The organism is Modestobacter lapidis, assembly GCF_054780755.1.
In genome coordinates this window covers 233,803-253,913 of sequence record NZ_BAAGVS010000004.1, presented here as the reverse complement: position 1 = coordinate 253,913, position 20,111 = coordinate 233,803, and the positions used below count along the sequence as shown (strand labels likewise).

Sequence of the window (20,111 nt, the reverse complement as noted above, 5' to 3'; positions counted from 1 at the left end):
ACCAGGGCCCCGCGCACCCCGCGTCGTTGGGTTCGTCTCCGCGCCGACGCTCCTAGACTCGTCCACGTGGAGACCGTCGTGACCGACCCCGTGGTCGGCCTCGTGCTCGAGGGGCGATACCGCCTCGAGGAGCACCTGGCACGTGGCGGCATGTCCACCGTCTACGCCGCCACCGATCTCCGGCTGAACCGCACGGTCGCGGTCAAGGTGATGGCCGAGCATCTCGCCCACGACCCGGCGTTCGTCGACCGGTTCACCCGTGAGGCCCGCGCCGCGGCCATGCTCAACCACCCCAACGTCGTCGGCGTCAGCGACCAGGGCAGCGACCAGGGGCTGGTGTACCTGGTCATGGACCTCGTCCGCGGCCGCACGCTGCGCGACCTGCTGCAGGCCCGCGGCCGGCTCACCGTGGGCGAGGCCTTCGCCGTCCTGGAGCCGGTGCTGGGCGGGCTGACCGCGGCCCACCGGGCCGGGATCGTGCACCGCGACGTCAAGCCCGAGAACGTGCTCATCTCCGTCGACGGTCAGGTCAAGGTGGCCGACTTCGGCCTGGCCCGGGCGGTCACCGGCACCGGGCAGACCAGCCACACCGCCACCGGCGGCGTGCTCATCGGCACGGTCGCCTACCTCTCCCCCGAGCAGCTCGAGCGCGGCCGCGGCGACGCCCGCAGCGACGTCTACGCCGCCGGGGTGATGCTGTTCGAGCTGCTGACCGGCCACCCGCCCTACGGCGGCGACAGCGCCCTGGCGGTGGCCTACCAGCACGTGCACCACGACGTCCCGGCCCCCTCGACCGAGGTGGCGACGGTTCCGTGGCAGGTCGACGAGCTGGTCACCCGGGCCACCCGCCGCGAGCCCTCGGCCCGCCCGCTGGACGCCGGAGCGCTGCTCGCCGAGATCGCCGACGTCCGCGCCGACCTGGGCCTCGCCCGGGTGCCGGTGCCCACCGGCCAGGCGGCCGGCGGCCCCGGGACGCTGCGCCCGACGAACCGGCCGACCACGCCGCGCCCGCGGCACCCCAGCAGCCCCGGTCGGGACGGCGAGCCGCACACCCAGGTGCTGGGCGGGCCCGACCGCGCCCGCGGCACCTCCATGCTGCCGGGGATGGGCCCCGGGCCGACCACCTCGGTCTCCGGGGCACGCCCCGGGATCTCCGCCCGCTCGGCCGCGATCCGGCCCGGGGTGCCGCCGCACATCCGGCGGCGCCGCGCCCGGCTGGGCGTCGCCCTGGTCCTCCTCCTCGCGATCACCATCGGGGCGGTCGGCTGGTGGCTGGGCGAGGGACGCTGGACCGACGTGCCGTCCCTGGTCGGCCAGCCGGAGCAGACCGCGGTCGGCCTGGTCCAGGAGGCCGGGCTGGACCCGGTCCTCGCCGACGAGCAGTTCAGCGAGGACGTCCCCGAGGGGAACGTGATCTCCGCCGACCCCACCGAGGGCCGGCTCATCCGCGGCTCGGACGTGGACATCGTGGTCTCCAAGGGCCCCGAGCGGTTCAGCATCCCCGTCGACCTGGTGGGCCAGCCGCTGGAGGAGGTGCAGGCCGCCCTCGTCGAGCAGCCCATCCCGCTGGTGCCGGCGTCCGGGTTCAGCGACACCGTGCCCGAGGGCGGCGTCATCTCCTTCGACCCGCCCGCCGGCACCGACCTGCGCCGCGACCAGTCGGTGATCGTCGTCGTCAGCTCCGGCCGGGCGCCGGTCCAGGTACCCGACGTGGTGGGCCAGAGCCCCGAGGCCGCCACGGCGAACCTCGAGGCGGACGGCTTCACCGTCGAGCGCACCGAGGGCCGCAGCGCCGACGTGCCGGCCGGCGCGGTCATGGCGGTGGACCCGGGGCCCGGCGACGATCCCCAGCCCTACGGCAGCACCGTCACCATCCAGGTGTCCGTCGGCGTGCCGCAGGTGACGGTGCCCGACGTGCGCTCGATGTCCGAGGACGAGGCGGTCGCCGCGCTGGCGGCCGTCGGTCTCGAGGCCGACCCGGAGACGTTCATCGCCGGCGATCGCGTGTTCCAGCAGAGCCCCCGGGCCGGCGAGGTCGTCGACCAGGGCAGCACCGTCCGCATCCTCATCAGCTTCGGGTGACCTCTTCCTCGTGACCTCCCTTCGTTCCACCGTGCCCCCGATCGGCGCCCACATCCAGATCAAGGGCGGGCTCGCCACGGGCGGGCTGGCCTACACCGACGCCGTCGGCGCCCGCGCCGTCCAGGTCTTCGTCGGCAACCCGCGCGGCTGGAAGCCCAGCGCCGGCAACCCCCGGCAGGACGCGGCCTTCACCGCCGGCTGCGCCGAGCGCGGCGTGCCGTCGTTCATCCACACGCCGTTCCTGGTCAACGTCGGCTCCCCCAGCGAGGCCACCGTCGCCCAGTCGGTCGCCACCATCGCGCACAACCTCGCCCGGGGGGCGCAGCTGGGTTGTGCGGGGGTCGTGGTGCACGCCGGGTCCGCCGTCGGAGCGGACCGGTACGAGGCGGCGCTGGGGCAGCTGCACGAGCGGCTGCTGCCGCTGCTGGCGGACCTGCCCGACGGCGGGCCGCGGCTGCTGATCGAGCCCACCGCCGGTGGCGGGAAGTCGCTGGCCGCGACGGTGGAGGACCTCGGCCCCTACTTCGCCGCCCTCGAGCACCACCCGGCGGTCGGGGTCTGCTTCGACACCTGTCACGCCTGGGCGGCCGGCCACGACTTCTCCGTCCCCGGAGGGATGACCGCCACCCTGGACGCGCTGGTGGCCACCGTCGGCCCGGGCCGGTTGGGGCTGGTGCACGCCAACGACTCGCTGGACGCCTGCGGCTCCACCCGCGACCGGCACACCACGATCGGCGCCGGCTCGATCGGCTCCGGTCCGTACGGCACCGCGCCGTTCGCCGAACTGCTCGCCCACCGGGCGTTGGCCGGCGTCCCGGTGGTCGTGGAGACGCCCAGCGCGGACGACGGGCACGCGAAGGACATCGCGCTGCTGACCAGCCTGCGGGACGGCGCCCTGGTGGACGCCATCCCGCTGGCCGGCTGATCGGCTGATCGGCTCTCTAGACCACCAGGCTGAGCAGCCAGGCGATCGCGAACCCGACCACGCCGATCAGCGTCTCCATCACCGTCCAGGTCTTCAGCGTCGTCTTCACGTCCATCTCCAGGAACCGGCCGACCAGCCAGAACCCCGAGTCGTTGACGTGGCTGAGCACGGTGGCGCCGCAGGCGATCGCGATCACCACCAGCGCGGCGTCCAGCCGGGACAGGTCGTTCTCCGCCACCGCCGGGGCGATGAGCGCGGCGGTGGTCAGCAGGGAGACGGTGGCCGACCCCTGGGCGACCCGCAGGCAGGTCGCGATCACGAAGGCGGCGACGATGACCGGCAGCCCGATGGACTCCAGGCTGTTCGCCAGCGCCGTGCCAATCCCGCTCGCCCGCAGCACGCCGCCGAACATCCCGCCCGCGCCGGTGATCAGGATGATCGCGGCGACCGGGCCGATCGAGGAGTTGAGCAGGTCCTCGGTCTCTGCCCGGCTGAAGCGCTCCCGGCTCAGCACGACCGCCGCCACCAGCAGGGTGATCAGCAGGGCGATCGGGGTCTGGCCGAGGAGGACCAGGGCCTGCAGCCAGGTGGCCTCGCCGTCGACCGCACCAGCGGTGGCCAGGGTGCTGAACCCGGTGTTGAGCAGGATCAGCACGAGGGGCAGCAGCAGCAGCGCCAGCACGGTGCTGAACCGGGGCGGGGTGGTGCGGGTGGCCGTCCCGGTCGCGGTGGCGCCCGCGGTGCCGGCGGCGGGCCCGGCGCCGTCCTCGACGTCGGTGGCCTCGACCCGGGGATCGTCCGCCTCCGAGCGACGGCCGGCCAGGGTGCTGGGCACCGGCACGTCGACGCGCCGGCCGATCCACTGGCTGAACAGGTAGGAGGCGATGAACCAGGTGGGCACCCCGATGACGAGCCCGACGACGACCAGCAGGCCGATGTCGGCGCCGAGGATGTCACCGGCACCCACCGGCCCCGGGTGCGGCGGCACGAAGGCGTGCATGACCGCGAAGGCGCCGGCCGCCGGCAGCGCGTAGAGCAGCACCGACCCGCCGAAGCGCCGGGCGACGCTGAAGATGATTGGCAGGAAGACGACCAGGCCGGCATCGAAGAAGATCGGGAAGCCGAACAGCAGCGAGGCCACCCCGAGGGCGAGCGGTGCGCGGCGTTCGCCGAACCGGTTGATCAGCGAGTCGGCCAGGACGGTGGCGCCGCCGGTGACCTCCAGCAGCTTCCCGATCATCGCGCCCAGGCCGACGAGCAGCGCGACGCTGGCCAGGGTGGAGCCGAAGCCGGCCAGCATGGTGTCGATGACCTCACCGACCGGGATCCGGGTGGCCAGCGCGGTGAGCAGGCTGACCAGGACCAGGGCCACAAAGGCGTGGACCTTGAACTTCATGATCAAGACGAGCAGGACGGCGACCGCCGCCACCGCGATCAGCAGCAGCGGGGCGGTACCCAGGGCGGGGACGACTTCCTCCACGGCGAGCCTCTTTCCGTCGACGGGCTCAGGTACCGCACAGCATGTCGGCTGCGCCGTGGCCATGGGAGGCCGGGCACCGGAAAAGCGCCCACGGCCGCGCCGGCAGGCGCTGCCGGGACCGGTCGCGGGGGGCGGAGGCTCCCCGACCGGGACCGGCGCAGCGGCTCAGCCCAGACCGGGGGACGGCACCTGGCCGCGGTGCGGCCCGAAGGGTCGCGATGTCACAGCAGCTCGCCGACCACCTTCGCCGCGTGCTCGACGCCGGCCCGGTCGACGCCGAGGTGGGTGACCAGCCGGATCCGGGTGGGGCTGACCTGGCCGACCAGCACGCCCTGGGCCTTGGCGACCTCGGCGACCAGCGGGGCCTGGACGCCCTCGACGACGACGATGTTCGTCTCCACCGTCGCCGGGTCGACCCCGAGCCGCTCGGCGAGCAGCCGGGCGTGCTCGTGGTCCTCGGCCAGCCGCTCGAGGTGGTGGTCGAGGGCGTACTGGGCGGCCGCGGCCAGCACGCCGACCTGGCGCATGCCGCCGCCGAGCCGCTTGCGCCACAGCCGGGCGGCGGCGATCCGCTCGGCCCCGGCCACCAGGACCGAGCCGATCGGCGCGCCCAGGCCCTTGGACAGGCAGACCGACGCCGTATCGGCCAGCCCCCCGTAGGTGGACAGGGCCACGCCGGAGGCCACGTGCGCGTTGAAGATGCGCGCGCCGTCCAGGTGCACGTTGACCCCGGCCCCGCGCGACCACTCGAACAGCTTCTCCAGCTCGGCCAGCGGCTGGACCAGGCCACCGCCCCGGTTGTGCGTGTTCTCCACGGCGATGGCGGCGGTGGCGGTGAGGTGCCAGTCGCCGTGCGGGCGCACCTGGGCGATCAGCTGGTCGGCCGACAACCGCCCGCCATCGGACACGACGGTGCGGCTGGACAACCCGAACAGCGCGGCCGCGGCGCCCATCTCGTAGGTGAGCACGTGGCAGTCGGCGTCGCCCAGCACCTCCTGGCCGGGCTCGCAGACCAGCCGCAGGCCGATCTGGTTGCCCATCGTCCCGGAGGGGACGAAGAGGGCCGCCTCGTGGCCGAACAGGTCGGCGACCCGCTCCTCCAGCGCGTTGACCGTGGGGTCCTCGCGGTAGACGTCGTCGCCCACCTCGGCTTCGGCCATCGCGCGGCGCATGGCCGCCGTGGGGCGGGTCAGGGTGTCCGAGCGGAGGTCGACGGCACCGCTGTGGGTGGCCGGATCGTCGGTGTTGATCCCGTACATCAGTTGCGCAGCATCTCCGTGACGAGGAACGCCAGTTCCAGGGACTGGCCGGTGTTGAGCCGCGGGTCGCACGCGGTCTCGTACCGGCTGTTGAGGTCGTCGTCGCTGATCTCCATCGCGCCACCGAGGCACTCGGTGACGTCCTCACCGGTCAGCTCCACGTGGATGCCGCCGGGCCAGGTGCCCAGCCCGCGGTGCACGTCGAAGAAGCCGAGCACCTCGTCGACGACCCGGTCGAAGTGCCGGGTCTTGTAGCCGCTGGGCGACTCGTGGGTGTTGCCGTGCATCGGGTCGCACTGCCACACGACCTGGTGGCCGCTGGCGGTCACCTTCTCCACGATCCCGGGCAGGACGTCGCGGATCCTGCCGTTGCCCATCCGGCTGATCAGGGTCAGCCGGCCGGGCACGCCCTCGGGGTCGAGCCGCTCGACCAGCTCGGTGGCCTGCTCCGGGGTGGTGGTCGGGCCGATCTTGACGCCGATCGGATTGGCCAGCCTGGAGACGAACTCGATGTGCGCGCCGTCCAGCTGGCGGGTGCGCTCCCCCACCCACACGAAGTGCGCGCTCAGCGCGTACGGGCGGCCCTCGTACATGCGGAGCAGGGCCCGCTCGTAGTCGAGGATCAGCGCCTCGTGGCTGCTGTAGAGCTCCACCCCGCGCAGCGCGGCGTCGTCGATGCCGCAGGCCTTCATGAACGCCAGCGCACGGTCGATCTCGCGGGCGATCACCTCGTAGCGCACGCCGGCCGGCGAGGTGGACACGAAGTCCTTGTTCCAGTCGTGCACGGCGTGCAGGTCGGCCAGCCCGCCGCGGGCGTAGGCCCGGATCATGTTCATCGCCGCCGCGGAGTTGGCGTAGGCCCGCACCAGCCGGTGCGGGTCGGGAATCCGCTCCTCGGGCACCGGGTTGAGCGAGTTCACCATGTCGCCGCGGTAGGAGGGCAGCCCGAGGGCGTCGATGTTCGACGAGCGGGGCTTGGCGTACTGGCCGGCCACCCGGCCGACCTTCACCACCGGCACGCTGGCGCCGTAGGTGAGGACGACGGCCATCTGCAGCAGCGTGCGGGTGGTGGCCTGCAGGTGCGGCTCGGTGTTCAGGTCGAAGGTCTCCGCGCAGTCACCGCCCTGCAGCAGGAACGCCTTGCCCTGCGCGACGTCGGCGAGCTGCTCGCGCAGGGTGTCCACCTCGGGCGGCGCGACGATCGGCGGCACCGTGGTCAGGGTGGACAGCACGGCGTCCAGCGCCGCCCGGTCCGGCCACTCCGGCTGCTGGGCGGCGGGCAGCGACCGCCACCGGTCCAGGTCGGGGACCAGCTCGGCGGGCTCGGGAAGACTCACGGGCCCAGAGTACGGCTTGCCAGGCCCCGTCCCGCGGCTCGCCCCGGCCTCGGTGGCCCCGCCCGGAGGCTCGTGCCGAGCCTGCGAGGCATGCGGGGGGACCGGGTCCGTCACGAGGAGGACGGGGCCGTTCCTAGCCGAAGAACACCTCGGCCTCGGCGTACCGCTCGACCGGGACCAGCTTCAGCTGGGCGATGGCCACCGTGAGCGGCACCCGCACGATGTCGGTGCCGCGCAGCGCCACCATCACCCCGGTGGCGCCGTCGTGCACCGCGTCGACCGCGGCCAGCCCGAAGCGGGTGGCCAGCACCCGGTCGAACGGCGTGGGGGTGCCGCCGCGCTGGATGTGCCCCAGCACCACGGCGCGGGACTCCCGCCCGGTGCGCTCCTCGATCACCCGGGCCAGCGCCTCGCCGATGCCACCCAGCCGCACGTGCCCGAAGGCGTCCCGCTGGCCGGTGGCCGTGGTCAGCGGGGCGCCGAGCGGGGTGGCGCCCTCGGACACCACGACGATCGGCGAGAACCCGGAGTCGAAGCGGTGCTGGCAGTGCGCGGCCACCGCGTCGACGTCGAAGGGCCGCTCGGGCACCAGCACGACCGTCGCCCCGCCGGCCATCCCGGCGTGCAGCGCGATCCAGCCGGCGTGCCGGCCCATCACCTCCACGACGAGCGTGCGGTGGTGGCTGTCGCCGGTGGTGTGCAGCCGGTCGATGGCCTCGGTGGCCACGCCCACGGCGGTGTCGAAGCCGAAGGTGTAGTCGGTGGCGTCCAGGTCGTTGTCGATGGTCTTGGGCACACCGACGCAGCGCAGCCCGGCCGCCGCCAGCCGGCTCGCCACCCCCAGGGTGTCCTCGCCGCCGACCGGCACCAGCGCGTCGATGCCCAGCCGGTCGAGGGTGTCCAGCACCCGCTCGGGGCCGCCGTCGAGCGCGTAGGGGTTGGTGCGCGAGGTGCCGAGCACCGTGCCGCCCCGGGGCAGCAGCCCGCGGACCGCGGCGACGTCCAGCGGCACGGTCTCGCCGTCCAGCACCCCCCGCCAGCCGTCGCGGAAGCCGATCACCTCGTCACCGTGCTCGGCGATCCCCTTGCGCACCACCGCCCGGATGACCGCGTTGAGGCCGGGGCAGTCTCCCCCGCCGGTCAGGATGCCGATGCGCATGACGCCTCCGGGAAGCAGTGCCCGTGGTCGGGTGGTTGTCGGAGCACATGATGGCCCAACGGACGCGAATCCAGTCATGACCCGCGTGCTCGCGCTCACCGGCGTGACCGGCGCACTCGGCGGGCGGGTCGCCGCCGGGCTGGCCCGCACCGCCGCCGACGACGACATCACCCTCCGGCTGGTGGTGCGCGACGCCGACCGGGCGCCGGCCCTGCCCGCCACCGAAGTGGTCGAGGTGCCGGCCGGCTACGCCGACGGGCCCGGCCTGACCGCCGCCCTGGCGGGGGTGGACGGCCTGTTCCTGGTGTCGGCCGCCGAGGCCGAGGACCGGCTGGCCCAGCACTTCACCGCCGTCGACGCGGCGGCCGCCGCCGGGGTGGCGCGGATCGTCTACACCTCGTTCCTCGGCGCGTCGCCCGACGCCACGTTCACCCTCGCCCGGCAGCACGCCGCGACCGAGGAGCGGCTGACGGCGGCCGGGGTCCGCTGGACGGCGCTGCGCAACGCGATGTACGCCGACTTCGTGCCGTTCTTCGCCACGGTCGAGGACGGCGCCGCGGTGATCGCCGCCCCGGCGGGAGACGGCGCCGCAGCGTTCGTCGGCCGGGACGATGCCGGCGACGTGGCCGCTGCCGTGCTGCGTTCGGACGACCCGGGGCTCGACGGCCGCGCCCTGGACGTCACCGGCCCGCAGGCCCTGACCCTCGCCGAGGCCGCCGCCGTGCTGGGCGAGGTGTGCGGGCGGCCGGTCCGGTACCGGCCGCAGACGGTGGCGCAGGCATGGGCCACCCGCCGTCCCTCCGGGCACCCCGACTGGGAGGTGGAGGGGTGGGTGACCAGCTACACCGCGATCGCCGCCGGCGAGCTGGCCGCGGTGAGCGACGTCGTCCCCGCCCTGACCGGGCACCCGGCCCGGTCGCTGGCGACCGTGCTGCGCGAGCATCCCGAGCTCTGGGAGGCGCTGCGCGCCTGAGCCGGGTCAGCCCCGGGCCGGCCCCATCGCGTTCCAGCGGAGCAGGTTGTAGCGGGCGTCGACCAGGGCGTCGTGGGTGCCGCTGGGCTTGGGGGGCAGTTCCGGGCGGCCGACGTCGTCCCAGCGCTGGCGCAGCTCGCGGGTGAAACGCGGGATGGGTCGCGGCAGCGCGGGCATCGCTCCCCACAGCTGGGCCAGCGCCACGTGGTCGTAGGCGGCGAACCAGGCCCACAGCTCGATCTCCAGGCCGGGCGCGGTGAGGAAGGACAGCAGCTCCTCGCGGATCCGCTGCCGGCTGCGCCAGGCCGCGTCCGCCGGCGGCGGCAGCTGGTCGAGCACGTTGCGGCGCACCCACGGGATGGCCCGGTCGGGGTCGAACTCGGTGCTGACGGCGTAGAACTCCCGGCCGGTCTCGTCCACCACCCCGATGGAGACCAGGTCGATCGTGGTCCCGTCCTCGATGAACTCGGTGTCGTAGAAGAACCGCCGCACAGCCACGTGGATCACCGTACGCACGCCGGGCAGCCGGACGACGCCGTCCGCGCCGCGGTGGCGGCCGAGCGGCTGCCAGCATGGGGCGCCATCCGGCACCGGCCCGTCTGCGGAGGAGCAGCCCGTGACCACCCCGCTCGAGGACGCCGACCGCACCGCCCGCCCGGCGGTCGAGGTGGGTGTGGCGGTGATCGGTGCCGGGTTCGCCGGGCTGGGGCTGGCGATCCGGCTGCGGCAACGGGGCGAGCGGAGCTTCGTCGTCCTGGAGCGGGGCCCGGACGTCGGGGGGACCTGGCGGGACAACACCTATCCCGGCGCGGCCTGCGACGTGCAGTCCAACCTCTACTCCTTCTCCTTCGCGCCCAACCCCGACTGGCCGCGCACCTACTCCGGCCAGCCGGAGATCCAGGCATACCTGCGCGACACCGCCGACCGGTTCGGCGTCCGGGAGCACTGCGTGTTCGGCGCCGCCGTCACCGGCGCCCGCTGGGACGACGCCGCCGCACGGTGGCACGTGCAGACCACCGCCGGCGCGTTCCGCGCGCGGGTCCTGGTGTCGGCGGCCGGCGCCCTGGCCGACCCGGCGTACCCCGACCTCCCGGGGCTGGCCGACTTCGCCGGCACGGTGATGCACTCCGCCCGCTGGAACGGCGGCCACGACCTGACCGGCGAGCGGGTGGCCGTCGTCGGCACCGGCGCCTCGGCCGTCCAGATCGTGCCGGCAATCCAGCCGCAGGTGGCGAGCGTGACGGTGTACCAGCGCACACCCGCCTGGGTCGTCCCGCGCCGGGACCGGCCGGTGAACCCGGTCGCCCGGCGGCTGTACCGCCGGCTACCCGCCGTCCAGCGCGCGGTCCGCGGCGCGGTGTACGCCGCCCGCGAGGTGCTCGTCCTCGGCATGGCCAAGCAGCGGCGGTTCCTGCGGCCGGTCGCGAAGCTCGCCCGCGCCCACCTCGAGCGGCAGGTCCGCGACCCGCAGCTGCGCGCCGCACTGACCCCCGACTACACGATCGGCTGCAAGCGCATCCTGATCAGCAACGACTGGTACCTGGCGCTCGGCGCGCCCAACGCCGAGCTGGTTCCCGCCGGGATCGCCGAGGTGCGGCCGCACTCGATCGTCACCGCCGACGGCGTGGAGCGGCCCACCGACACGATCGTGCTGGCCACCGGGTTCGCCGTCACCGACCTGCCCATCGCGCACCGCATCGCCGGCCGGGACGGCCGCACCCTCGCCGAGGTGTGGGACGCGGGCATGGTCACCAACCGCGGCTGCACCGTGGCCGACTTCCCCAACCTGTTCCTGCTGGTCGGTCCCAACGTCGGGGTCGGGCACACCTCGATGGTCTACATGATCGAGTCGCAACTGGCCTACGTCCTGGATGCGCTGCAGACCATGGGCGACGAGGGGCTGGCGGTGCTGGAGACCACGCCGACGGCCATGGCCGCCTATCGCGACCTGATCGCCCGCCGCTCCCGCGGCACGGTCTGGACGTCGGGCGGATGCCGGAGCTGGTACCTCGACCGGCACGGGCACAACACCACGCTGTGGCCGGACTTCACCTTCCGCTTCCGGGCGCTGACCCGGCGGCTGGACCGGGAGAACTACGTCGGGACGCCGGCGTGAGGCCGGCCGCGGACCGACCGAGCGGGTCAGCCGGCCAGCGAGCTGGGCAACCGGTCGGCGGACTCCTGCGGCGGGGGCTGCAGCTGACCGATCACCTCGACCGCGCTGGCGCCGGTGGCGTCCATCGACTTCTTCACCATGGCGCCGTACAGGTCGACGTACTCCTGACCGGACAGCGTCATGATCTCGTACATGATCTCGTCGGTGATCGACCGCTCGACGAACCGGTCACCGGACAGTCCGTCGTAGCGGGAGAAGTCCAGCGGCTCGCCGAAGCGCACCGTGACCCGCAGCAGCCGCCCGCCCAGGTCACCCACCAGCGGGAGCGACCGCGGCGTGTAGACCATCGCGACCGGGACGACGGGGGCGCCGGTCTCCAGTGTCATCCGGGCCACCCCGGTCTTGCCGCGGAACAGCCGGCCGTCCGGGGAGCGGGTGCCCTCCGGGTAGATGCCCAGCAGCTTGCCCTCGCGCAGGATGCGCATGCCGGTGCGGATGGCGTCCTCGGCGGCGGTGCCGCTGGTGCGGTCGATGGGCACCTGGCCGCTGCCGGCGAAGAACAGCCGCTGCAGGGAACCCTTGACGCCCGCACCGGTGAAGTACTCGGACTTGGCCAGGAAGGTGACCCGCCGGCGCAGCGACAACGGCATGAACACCCAGTCGGCGGCGGACAGGTGGTTGCTCGCCAGGATGGCGGCACCGCCGGCCGGCACGTGCTCCCGGCCGTGGGCCTGCGGCCGGAACACGAGCCTGGCGATCGGCCCCACGGCCACGAACTTGAGGAACCAGTAGAACAACATGCCTCCCTCAGGGACTGTCAGACTAGGGAAGGGCGCGCCCGCAGGACAATCGCGGTCCCCGACCGCGCCGCTGCACCACCCCGAGCACCACCCCGAGCACCGACCCCCGGAGGACCGATGACGCAGGCCACGCCGGTGATGGCGGGGGCGGAGCCCTTCGCGCTGGGCGACGGTCCGGTCGGCGTCCTGCTGTGCCACGGCTTCACCGGCACGCCGCAGAGCATGCGCCCCTGGGGTGAGCACCTGGCCGCTGCCGGGTTCACCGTGCGCTGCCCGCTGCTGCCCGGCCACGGCACGCGCTGGCAGGAGTGCAACGCCAGCACCGAGGAGGACTGGTACGGGGAGCTGTCGGCCGCCCTCGACGAGCTGACCGCGCAGTGTGCCGCTGTGGTGGTGGCCGGGCTGTCGATGGGCGGCACGCTGGCGCTGCGGCTGGCCGAGCAGCGCCCGGCCGACGTGGCCGCCCTGGTGCTGGTGAACACCTCGCTGCTCACCGAGCGCCGCGACGCGAGGCTGCTGCCACTGATCGCCCGGCTGACCCCGTCCTGGGCGCCGATCGCCAGCGACATCAAGAAGCCGGGCACCACGGAGCTGGCCTACGACCGGCTGCCGACCCGGGCGGCGCTGGCGCTGCGCCGGCTGTGGGCCGCGGTCCGCGCCGACCTGCACCGCGTGCGGGCGCCGCTGCTGGTGTTCCGGAGCACCGTCGACCACGTGGTGGAGCCGGTCTCGGGCCGGGCGCTGCTGGCCGGCGTCTCGAGCACCGACGTCACCGAGATGCTGCTGCCCGACAGTTTCCACGTCGCGACCCTGGACAACGACGCCCCGCAGATCTTCGCCGGCTCGGTGCGCTGGATCCGCGAGCGGGTGCCGGCCGCCGCCCCGTCGGTCGAGGGATCATGACGCGCCCGGGCGGCCGCGGCCGCCGCGACAACGGACTGGACGCCACGCTGTGGTCACCGTTGCGGGACGTCGACCCGCGGGTCGGGGAGCACCTGCTGGACCTGCTCGCCACCCAGGGCATCGCCGCCTACCTCGAGCCGGCCGCGGACGTGGGCCCGTACACGCGCACCGTCTTCCTCCCCAGCCCGCCGTCGGACCGGCTCTACGTCGACCGCACCCGGCGCGGCGACGCCCGGACGCTGCTCGCGCAGCACGCCGACACACTCGCCGAGCCGGTGGCGCCGCCGCCGGCCGCGCCACCGCTGACCGACGAGGACGCCGAGTTCGCCCGGATCGTGGCCGCCTTCGAGGCCGAGCACGGGGCGACGGCGGTCTCCCCGGCCGAGGAACCGCGCAACGACCCGCCGCCCCCGCCGGCGGAGCGCTCCGTGCTCGACACCCTGGACGCCCTCGACCACTACGAGCCCCCACCGCCCCCGCCGCTGCCGGTGCTGGCCCCCAGCACCCTCTACTCACTCGTGCTCGTCATCGCCGGGCTGGTGCTGTTCTTCCGGCCGGGCACGCTGGGCCTGCCGGGCGACGTCGGGCTGGTCCTGGGCGCGGCCGCCGTGATCGGCGGCGTCGTGCTGCTGGTGTCGCGGATGCGGGAGCGCTCGGACGACGACGACGACGGTGCCGTCGTCTAGAGAGCTGCACTGACCCGCACCGAGCAGGCGAGGGGCGGGGCGGCGGGGAGCCCTGCTACTAACGTCTGCGGGGTGAGCGCCCTTCCGCACCGCACCATGGTCACCGTGACCGGGCACCTGATGGACACCGGCATCCTGGCCCGGGTGCTCGACGACGTCCTGGAGTACGGCGGCGACTACCGGATCGACCGCCTCGACCTCGGCCGCCAGCACGAGGACGCGTCGCGGGCGCTCATCGAGGTCAGCGCCGACGAGGCCGAGCAGCTGGAGCGCATCCTCATGCGGGTCCAGGTGCACGGCGCCAACGCCGTCGACCCGGGAACGGCGACCACCCGCCCGGCGCCGGCCGACGGCGTCTTCCCCGACGACTTCTACTCGACCACCAATCTGGAGACGCTGGTCCGGCTGGCCGGCGACTGGCTCCGGGTCGAACGACCGGAGATGGACTGCGGGCTCGTGGTGGTCGAGGAGGGCGGCGCTGGGGCGGGCGGGCGAGTCGTCGTCCGCACCGTCCCGGTCAGCGACGTGCGGGCCGGCGAGGCGGTCGTCTGCGGCGCCGCGGGGGTTCGGGTGGAACTGCCCCTGCAGGCGCCGCGCGGCGAGGAGGACGACTTCGGCTTCATGTCCTCGTCGGTGTCCAGCGAGAAGCCACAGGCGCTGCTGGTGCGCCAGATCGCCGAGCGCATGCGGGATGTCAAGGCCGCCGGGAAGCGGATCCTGTGGGTCGGCGGTCCGGCGGTCGTGCACACCGGGGCGGCCCCGGCGATGGTCCGCCTGGTCCGTGCCGGCTACGTCGACGTGCTGTTCGCCGGGAACGCGCTGGCCACCCACGACATCGAGTCCTCGCTGTTCGGCACCTCGCTGGGCGTCGACCTGGCCAAGGGCTCCGGGGTCCCGCACGGGCACGAGCACCACATCCGGGCGATCAACACCATCCGGGCGTCCGGGTCGATCGCCGAGGCCGTGGCGTCCGGCGTGCTGACCGGCGGGGTGATGCACGCGATGGTGCAGGAGGACAAGCCGTTCGTGCTGGTCGGCTCGGTCCGCGACGACGGCCCGCTGCCCGACGTGTACACCGACGTGATCGAGGGTCAGCGGGCGATGCGCGCCCAGCTGCCCGACGTGGGCTTCGCGATCATGGTGGCCACCATGCTGCACTCGATCGCGACCGGGAACATCCTGCCGGCGTCGGTGCCGCTGGTCTCGGTGGACATCAACCCGGCGACGGTGACCAAGCTCGCCGACCGCGGCAGCGCCCAGGCGATGGGGATCATCACCGACATCGGGCTGTTCCTGGAGCAGCTGGCCCGCGAGCTCTGCTGATCGTCGGCCTACCGGCCGACACCGCGACCAGCTGCCGTCCCCGGCGATCCACTCGAACGGCCCTCCTGCAGGGGCCCGGAGCGAGCTTGCGAGGTCCGGGGGACAGGAGGGTCCTTCTTCACGCCGAGCCCTCGCCGACGGCCGACCGCACCAGGTCCGCCGCACCGACGAGCCCCGCCTGCGCACCCAGCTGCGCGACCACCACCCGCGGGCCGGGCCGGAACCCCCGCCCCGGCAGCGCCCGCTCCAGCCGCTCGCGCGCCGGGGCGAGCACCATCTCACCGAGCACGCTGACCCCGCCGCCGATGACGACGACCTCCGGGTCCAGGACGGCGGCCAGATCGGCGATGCCCTGCCCCAGCCACGCACCCACCTCGCACAGCAGCTCCACCGCCAGCGGGTCGCCGGCCGCCGCGGCGGTGGCCACGTGCTCACCGGTCAACCGGTCGGCCTCACCGTCCACCCGGTCCAGCAGGAGCGCCGCCGCGGCCGGGGACGAGCGGGCGACCTCCCGGGCGGTCTGCCCCAGCGCGTTCCCGCTGGCGTACTGCTCCCAGCAGCCGCGGTTGCCGCACGCGCACAGCCGGCCGTCGGGCACCACCCGCATGTGCCCCCACTCGCCGGCCACGCCGTGCGCGCCGCGCTGCAGCCGGCCGCCGAGGACGATGCCCCCGCCGATGCCCGTGCCCAGGGTGATCACCAGGGCCAGGTCGCTGCCCCGCGCGGCCCCGTAGCGGTACTCGGCCCAGGCGGCCGCGTCGGCGTCGTTGCCGACCCAGAGCGGGCGCTGCAGCCGCCCCTCGAGGTCCTTGCGCAGCGAGTGGTTGCGCCACGCCAGGTGCGGGCTGAACAGCACCGTGTCACCGGTGCGGTCGAACCAGCCGGCCGCACCCACGCCGACGCCGACCAGCTGCTCCCCGGAGCGACCGGCCAGCTCCTGGACCACGGCGACGATCGCGTCCTCGGTGGCCTCCACCGAGCGGCCCGGCGTCGCCCGGCGGGCGGTGTCGAGGATGGTCCCGTCGGGGGCGACGATGCCGCCGGCGACCTTCGTGCCGCCGATGTCGATGCCCAGCGCCGGCAGCGTGGCGGCACCGGCGTCGGGCACCGGCGGGATCAGCGCGTCCCTCACGCGACGTCGATCCGCTGGACCGGGGCCGGGGCCGGGGGTGCGGGCTCGGCGCGGTCGGCCGGCGGCGGGCCGGTGCGGTCGGGAGCGTCGCCGGCCGGGGCGCCCGCGTGCGTGCGCAGGACGGTGGCCGCCGTGCCCAGCAGGTCGGCGAGCCCCTCGACCAGGTCGGGACGGCGGCCGCGCACCGCCGCGAGCCCGGCGCAGACCGGGCACCACCGGCACTCCGCAGCATGGTCGGCAGGGTGCTCGCCGGTCGGCCCCGCGCCGTCGGGGCGACCGGAGCCGAGCGCTTCCGCCAGCCCGGAGCTGACCACGAACCGGCGGGCCTGCTCGACCCAGTCGGGTTCCGGGCTGGTCATGCGGTGCTCTCCTCGGTGTCGAGCAGCCCGGCCGGCCACTGGGCCGGGTCGGGGGTGAAGCGGATGTCCAGGGTGGCGGCGGCGGTGCCGGGCCCGACGAGCCGGCCACCGGCCACGGTGCAGCGGCGCAGCAGCGGGTCCAGCGGCAGGGACCGGCGTCGTCCGGCGGCGGTGACCACCAGGTCGTCACCCCACCGGGTCAGCTCGACCTCGCCGCGGCGGGCGAACGGCAGTGGCAGGGCCAGCAGCCAGCCACCGCCGTCGCGGTGCGGCACCGGCGCGGCGGCCGCCGGCCCGGACGCCGCCGTGGACGCCGCCGGAACCGCGGCGTCCAGGGCCCGGAGACCGGCGACGTCGGCCGGTGGCACCGCGGCCTCGACGACCTCACGGACCGTTCCCGTCCCGTCCAGCAGACCGCGGACGCCGGCCACGGCGGCACGCTGCACGGCGGCCCGCCGGGCGGCCCACTCCCCCGCTCCCGCCGGCAGCAGCCGGCCGACCGTCACCGACGCCACCCGCTGACCGAGCACCGCCAGCCCGGTGCCGGCCGCGCGCAGGTCCTCGACGGCGGACGGCTCGGGCCGCAGCACCAGGTGCACCGCCGTCCGATCGGGGTCGGCGAGGTGCACCCGGTCCAGCAGGGCCTCCAGGCCGGCAACGCCGGCCAGGGCGGTGGCGACGCCCCCCGGGCGCCCGGGCACCACGGCCGCGCGCAAGGTGGCGAGCACCCGCAGCCGCTGCGGCACCGCCTGCGCCAGCCACCAGCGCAGCGTGCCGGGGAGGGCCAGCAGTGCCACGGCCACGGGGAGGGGGCCGGCGTCGAGCACGACGACGTCGGACTCGCCCGACGCGGCGTGTCCGGCGAGAGCGGCCAGCAGCGCGAGTTCCGGCACCCCGGGGACGGCGACCACCGAGCTGGCCGGCGGGACGGTGAGCACCGGCAGTGCCGCGGCGAGCGCGTCGGCGTGCCGTCCCCACACGTCCTCGAGCGCACGCTGCGGCTCGACGACCTCCACCCGGACCGCGGCGTCGAGCCCGGCGACGGCCGGCCCGCGGGCGGTGAGCAGGACGCAGCGCGCCCCGGAGGCGGCCACCTGCAGCGCGGTCGCCGCGGCCACCGTGGACGAGCCGGCGCCCCCCGGCCCGGTGACGAGGAGGATCTGCACGATCAGCCCTCGACGCGCTTCTTGAGCTCCTTGAGCGCGGTGTCGAGGATGACCTTCTCCGCCCGGCGCTTGATCAGCCCCAGCATCGGGATGGCCAGGTCGATGGTGATGGCGTAGGTGACCTCGGTGGCGCCGCCGACGTCGCGCAGGACGTAGGAGCCCTCCTGCGACTTCTGCATCTGGCCCTGCACGAGGGTCCAGCTCACCCGGGAGTCGCCGTCCCAGGTGTACTCGAGGACGTAGTCGTCCTTGATCGCGGCCTGCTCGATGACGAAGTGCACGCGGCGGGCGCGCCCGCCGGGCCCGGTCTCGACGACCTCGACGGTCCGGGCCGCGGCGACCCACTGCGGATAGGCCGGGAAGTCGGCGATCACGGCCATCACGTCGGCCGCAGGAGCGTCGATCACGATCGACTGGGTGGACTGGTCGGCCATGGGCGGGAGGGTAGTCGCTGGGCCCGGCGCGCCCGGTGCCCTGCGGAACCGGCTGCCCCTCGCGGGGGGAGTTCGCCTCCTGTCGGGGGCCCGCCGGGCTAGATTCGGTGCTGGACCCCGCGCCCGGGTCTGCGGGGCGACGGCGCTCCGGACCGGGCAGGACAGAGAGGACCGGCGTGCGCGAGCTGAGCGTTCCCCCCACCGCCACCGTAGGACCCGACGAGGCCCTGACGGACATGGTCACCCGCAACGCGACGGAGCACCCCGGCGACGTCGGGCTGCGCGTGCAGCGCGGCGGCCGCTGGACCGACGTCACCCACGCCGCGTTCGCCGCGCAGGTCGCCGGGGCGGCCAAGGGCCTGATCGCCGGTGGCGTCCAGGCCGGCGACCGCGTCGCCCTGCTGGCCAATACCCGCTACGAGTGGACCGTCCTGGACTACGCGATCTGGACCGCCGGCGCCGTCGTCGTGCCCATCTACGAGACGTCCAGCGCCGATCAGATCGCCTGGATCCTCGCCGACTCCGGCGCGCGCGCCATCGTGGTGGAGCGCCCCGAGCACGCGGCGTCCGTCGACTCCGTCCGTGACCAAGCCCCTGACCTGGCGTCGGTCTGGACGATCGAGGACGGGGCCCTGGAGCAGCTCACCACCGCCGGGGCCGACGTCCCCGACAGCGAGCTGACCGCCCGCCGCGCCACCCTGAACGCCGACAGCCTGGCCACGCTGATCTACACCAGCGGCACCACCGGTCGGCCCAAGGGCTGCGAGCTGACCCACGCCAACTTCCTGCTCGAGATCCGCAACGGGATGAGCCTGCTCACCCGGTTCATGAACCCCGACGGCTCGCTGCTGCTGTTCATCCCGCTGGCGCACGTGCTGGCCCGGGTGCTGCAGGTGGGGGCGATCTACACCCGCACCGTCATCGGCCACACCGCCGACGTGAAGGACCTGGTCGCCGACCTCGGCCGGTTCCAGCCCACGTTCGTACTGGCCGTCCCGCGGGTGTTCGAGAAGGTCTACAACGGCGCCAAGGCCAAGGCGGAGGCCGACGGCAAGGGCAAGATCTTCGACCGGGCCGCCCAGGTGGCCATCGACTGGTCCCGCGCGCAGGACACCGGCGGCCCGGGGATCGCGCTGCGCCTGCAGCACGCCCTGTTCGACAAGCTGGTCTACGGCAAGCTACGGGCCGCCCTCGGCGGGCGCTGCGGTGGCGCCATCTCCGGTGGCGCCCCGCTGGGCGAGCGGCTGGGCCACTTCTTCCGCGGCCTGGGCGTGACGATCTTCGAGGGCTACGGCCTCACCGAGACCACCGCCGCGGCCGCGGTCAACCACGACGCCGCGCTGCGCATCGGCACCGTCGGCCGTCCACTGCCCGGGGTGGACGCCGCCATCGCCGACGACGGCGAGGTCCTGCTGCGCGGCGGGATCGTGATGCGCGGCTACTGGCGCAACGAGCAGGCCACCCGCGAGGCGATCGACGAGCACGGCTGGTTCCACACCGGCGACCTCGGCGAGCTCGACACCCAGGGCTTCCTGTCGATCACCGGGCGGAAGAAGGAGATCCTGGTGACCGCCGCCGGCAAGAACGTCGCCCCCGCGGTGCTCGAGGATCGGCTGCGCGCGCACAAGCTGGTCAGCCAGTGCATCGTCGTCGGCGACCAGCGGCCGTTCATCGCGGCGCTGGTCACCCTGGACGCCGAGGCCCTCCCCGCCTGGCTGAAGGCCACCGGCAAGAGCGAGTCGCTCACCGCCGCCGGGCTCCGCGACGACCCCGACCTGATCGCCGAGCTCGACGCCGCGGTGGCCGACGCGAACAAGGCCGTCTCGCACGCCGAGGCGATCAAGAAGTTCCGGGTGCTGGCCGACGACTTCACCGAGGAGAACGGCACCCTCACCCCGAGCCTGAAGCTCAAGCGGGCCGTGGTGATGAAGGAGTTCGGCGACGAGGTGGAAGCCCTCTACCAACCGTAGGAGAAGG

The 20,111-nt window shown here is 74.6% G+C and carries 18 protein-coding genes; 8 read left to right on the top strand and 10 right to left on the bottom strand.

Annotated elements, in window-relative coordinates:
* Window positions 1-66 precede the first annotated feature (66 nt).
* Window positions 67-2,082, top strand: a complete 2,016-nt coding sequence (locus ACYVG5_RS08175; protein WP_222044767.1) for a PASTA domain-containing protein — start codon at window positions 67-69, stop codon at window positions 2,080-2,082.
* A gap of 10 nt (window positions 2,083-2,092) precedes the next feature.
* Complete coding sequence (locus ACYVG5_RS08170; protein WP_460683084.1) at window positions 2,093-3,007, top strand: deoxyribonuclease IV; 915 nt, start codon at window positions 2,093-2,095, stop codon at window positions 3,005-3,007.
* Window positions 3,008-3,023: 16 nt separating this feature from the next.
* On the opposite strand, the gene ACYVG5_RS08165 is transcribed toward ACYVG5_RS08170, so the two are convergent.
* From ACYVG5_RS08165 to ACYVG5_RS08150, 4 genes are all read right to left on the bottom strand, one after another.
* Complete coding sequence (locus ACYVG5_RS08165) at window positions 3,024-4,487, bottom strand: GntP family permease (protein WP_222044765.1); 1,464 nt, start codon at window positions 4,485-4,487, stop codon at window positions 3,024-3,026.
* A gap of 221 nt (window positions 4,488-4,708) precedes the next feature.
* Window positions 4,709-5,746 carry a threonine aldolase family protein gene (locus ACYVG5_RS08160; RefSeq protein ID WP_222044763.1) on the bottom strand — a complete coding sequence of 346 codons (1,038 nt, stop codon included), beginning with the start codon at window positions 5,744-5,746 and terminating at the stop codon, window positions 4,709-4,711.
* The gene (locus tag ACYVG5_RS08155; protein WP_222044761.1) at window positions 5,746-7,083 is read right to left on the bottom strand and encodes a class II 3-deoxy-7-phosphoheptulonate synthase; all 1,338 of its coding nucleotides are present in this window, start codon (window positions 7,081-7,083) and stop codon (window positions 5,746-5,748) included. Before ACYVG5_RS08155 ends, ACYVG5_RS08160 begins: the two co-directional genes overlap by 1 nt.
* Before the next feature lie 133 nt (window positions 7,084-7,216).
* A complete protein-coding gene (locus tag ACYVG5_RS08150; protein WP_222044759.1) occupies window positions 7,217-8,242 on the bottom strand; it encodes an ATP-dependent 6-phosphofructokinase in 1,026 nt (341 codons plus the stop codon).
* Between the two features lie 76 nt (window positions 8,243-8,318).
* Between ACYVG5_RS08150 and ACYVG5_RS08145 the strand changes: the two genes are divergently transcribed.
* A complete protein-coding gene (locus tag ACYVG5_RS08145; protein WP_222044757.1) occupies window positions 8,319-9,215 on the top strand; it encodes an NmrA family NAD(P)-binding protein in 897 nt (298 codons plus the stop codon).
* Between the two features lie 6 nt (window positions 9,216-9,221).
* Here ACYVG5_RS08145 and ACYVG5_RS08140 read toward each other — a convergent pair whose 3' ends face one another.
* Complete coding sequence (locus tag ACYVG5_RS08140) at window positions 9,222-9,713, bottom strand: polyadenylate-specific 3'-exoribonuclease AS (RefSeq protein WP_460683083.1); 492 nt, start codon at window positions 9,711-9,713, stop codon at window positions 9,222-9,224.
* Window positions 9,714-9,831: 118 nt separating this feature from the next.
* Between ACYVG5_RS08140 and ACYVG5_RS08135 the strand changes: the two genes are divergently transcribed.
* A complete protein-coding gene (locus tag ACYVG5_RS08135; protein WP_222044755.1) occupies window positions 9,832-11,331 on the top strand; it encodes a flavin-containing monooxygenase in 1,500 nt (499 codons plus the stop codon).
* A gap of 26 nt (window positions 11,332-11,357) precedes the next feature.
* On the opposite strand, the gene ACYVG5_RS08130 is transcribed toward ACYVG5_RS08135, so the two are convergent.
* The gene (locus ACYVG5_RS08130) at window positions 11,358-12,131 is read right to left on the bottom strand and encodes a lysophospholipid acyltransferase family protein (protein ID WP_222044753.1); all 774 of its coding nucleotides are present in this window, start codon (window positions 12,129-12,131) and stop codon (window positions 11,358-11,360) included.
* Between the two features lie 117 nt (window positions 12,132-12,248).
* Here ACYVG5_RS08130 and ACYVG5_RS08125 point away from each other — a divergent pair, with 117 nt between their 5' ends.
* The 3 genes from ACYVG5_RS08125 to ACYVG5_RS08115 all read left to right on the top strand — a co-directional run bounded on the left by ACYVG5_RS08125 (window position 12,249) and on the right by ACYVG5_RS08115 (window position 15,043).
* The gene (locus ACYVG5_RS08125) at window positions 12,249-13,034 is read left to right on the top strand and encodes an alpha/beta hydrolase (RefSeq protein WP_222044751.1); all 786 of its coding nucleotides are present in this window, start codon (window positions 12,249-12,251) and stop codon (window positions 13,032-13,034) included.
* Window positions 13,031-13,720 carry a DUF308 domain-containing protein gene (locus ACYVG5_RS08120; RefSeq protein WP_222044749.1) on the top strand — a complete coding sequence of 230 codons (690 nt, stop codon included), beginning with the start codon at window positions 13,031-13,033 and terminating at the stop codon, window positions 13,718-13,720. Before ACYVG5_RS08125 ends, ACYVG5_RS08120 begins: the two co-directional genes overlap by 4 nt.
* A 72-nt stretch (window positions 13,721-13,792) precedes the next feature.
* Complete coding sequence (locus tag ACYVG5_RS08115; protein WP_222044747.1) at window positions 13,793-15,043, top strand: ornithine cyclodeaminase, nickel-pincer nucleotide-dependent; 1,251 nt, start codon at window positions 13,793-13,795, stop codon at window positions 15,041-15,043.
* Window positions 15,044-15,161: 118 nt separating this feature from the next.
* On the opposite strand, the gene ACYVG5_RS08110 is transcribed toward ACYVG5_RS08115, so the two are convergent.
* Genes ACYVG5_RS08110 through ACYVG5_RS08095 form a run of 4 tightly spaced genes read right to left on the bottom strand, consistent with a single transcriptional unit; the run spans window position 15,162 to window position 18,134 of the window.
* Window positions 15,162-16,175: an ROK family glucokinase gene (locus ACYVG5_RS08110; RefSeq protein WP_460683082.1), complete on the bottom strand. Its 1,014-nt coding sequence runs from the start codon at window positions 16,173-16,175 to the stop codon at window positions 15,162-15,164.
* Entirely contained in the window at window positions 16,172-16,534 is a 363-nt protein-coding gene (locus tag ACYVG5_RS08105; RefSeq protein WP_222044745.1) for a hypothetical protein, read from the bottom strand. Before ACYVG5_RS08105 ends, ACYVG5_RS08110 begins: the two co-directional genes overlap by 4 nt.
* Window positions 16,531-17,700: an ArsA family ATPase gene (locus tag ACYVG5_RS08100; RefSeq protein ID WP_222044743.1), complete on the bottom strand. Its 1,170-nt coding sequence runs from the start codon at window positions 17,698-17,700 to the stop codon at window positions 16,531-16,533. Before ACYVG5_RS08100 ends, ACYVG5_RS08105 begins: the two co-directional genes overlap by 4 nt.
* Before the next feature lie 2 nt (window positions 17,701-17,702).
* The gene (locus tag ACYVG5_RS08095; protein ID WP_222044741.1) at window positions 17,703-18,134 is read right to left on the bottom strand and encodes an SRPBCC family protein; all 432 of its coding nucleotides are present in this window, start codon (window positions 18,132-18,134) and stop codon (window positions 17,703-17,705) included.
* Between the two features lie 176 nt (window positions 18,135-18,310).
* Here ACYVG5_RS08095 and ACYVG5_RS08090 point away from each other — a divergent pair, with 176 nt between their 5' ends.
* The gene (locus ACYVG5_RS08090; protein ID WP_222044739.1) at window positions 18,311-20,104 is read left to right on the top strand and encodes an AMP-dependent synthetase/ligase; all 1,794 of its coding nucleotides are present in this window, start codon (window positions 18,311-18,313) and stop codon (window positions 20,102-20,104) included.
* Window positions 20,105-20,111: the final 7 nt, after the last annotated feature.

Bases quoted from the DNA above. Each gene is read 5' to 3' on its own strand.
- ACYVG5_RS08145 (WP_222044757.1), top strand. From the start codon at position 8,319: ATGACCCGCGTGCTCGCGCTCACCGGCGTGACCGGCGCACTCGGCGGG.
- ACYVG5_RS08120 (WP_222044749.1), top strand. From the start codon at position 13,031: ATGACGCGCCCGGGCGGCCGCGGCCGCCGCGACAACGGACTGGACGCC.
- ACYVG5_RS08105 (WP_222044745.1), bottom strand. From the start codon at position 16,534: ATGACCAGCCCGGAACCCGACTGGGTCGAGCAGGCCCGCCGGTTCGTG.
- ACYVG5_RS08095 (WP_222044741.1), bottom strand. From the start codon at position 18,134: ATGGCCGACCAGTCCACCCAGTCGATCGTGATCGACGCTCCTGCGGCC.
- ACYVG5_RS08160 (WP_222044763.1), bottom strand. From the start codon at position 5,746: ATGTACGGGATCAACACCGACGATCCGGCCACCCACAGCGGTGCCGTC.
- ACYVG5_RS08130 (WP_222044753.1), bottom strand. From the start codon at position 12,131: ATGTTGTTCTACTGGTTCCTCAAGTTCGTGGCCGTGGGGCCGATCGCC.
- ACYVG5_RS08125 (WP_222044751.1), top strand. From the start codon at position 12,249: ATGACGCAGGCCACGCCGGTGATGGCGGGGGCGGAGCCCTTCGCGCTG.
- ACYVG5_RS08150 (WP_222044759.1), bottom strand. From the start codon at position 8,242: ATGCGCATCGGCATCCTGACCGGCGGGGGAGACTGCCCCGGCCTCAAC.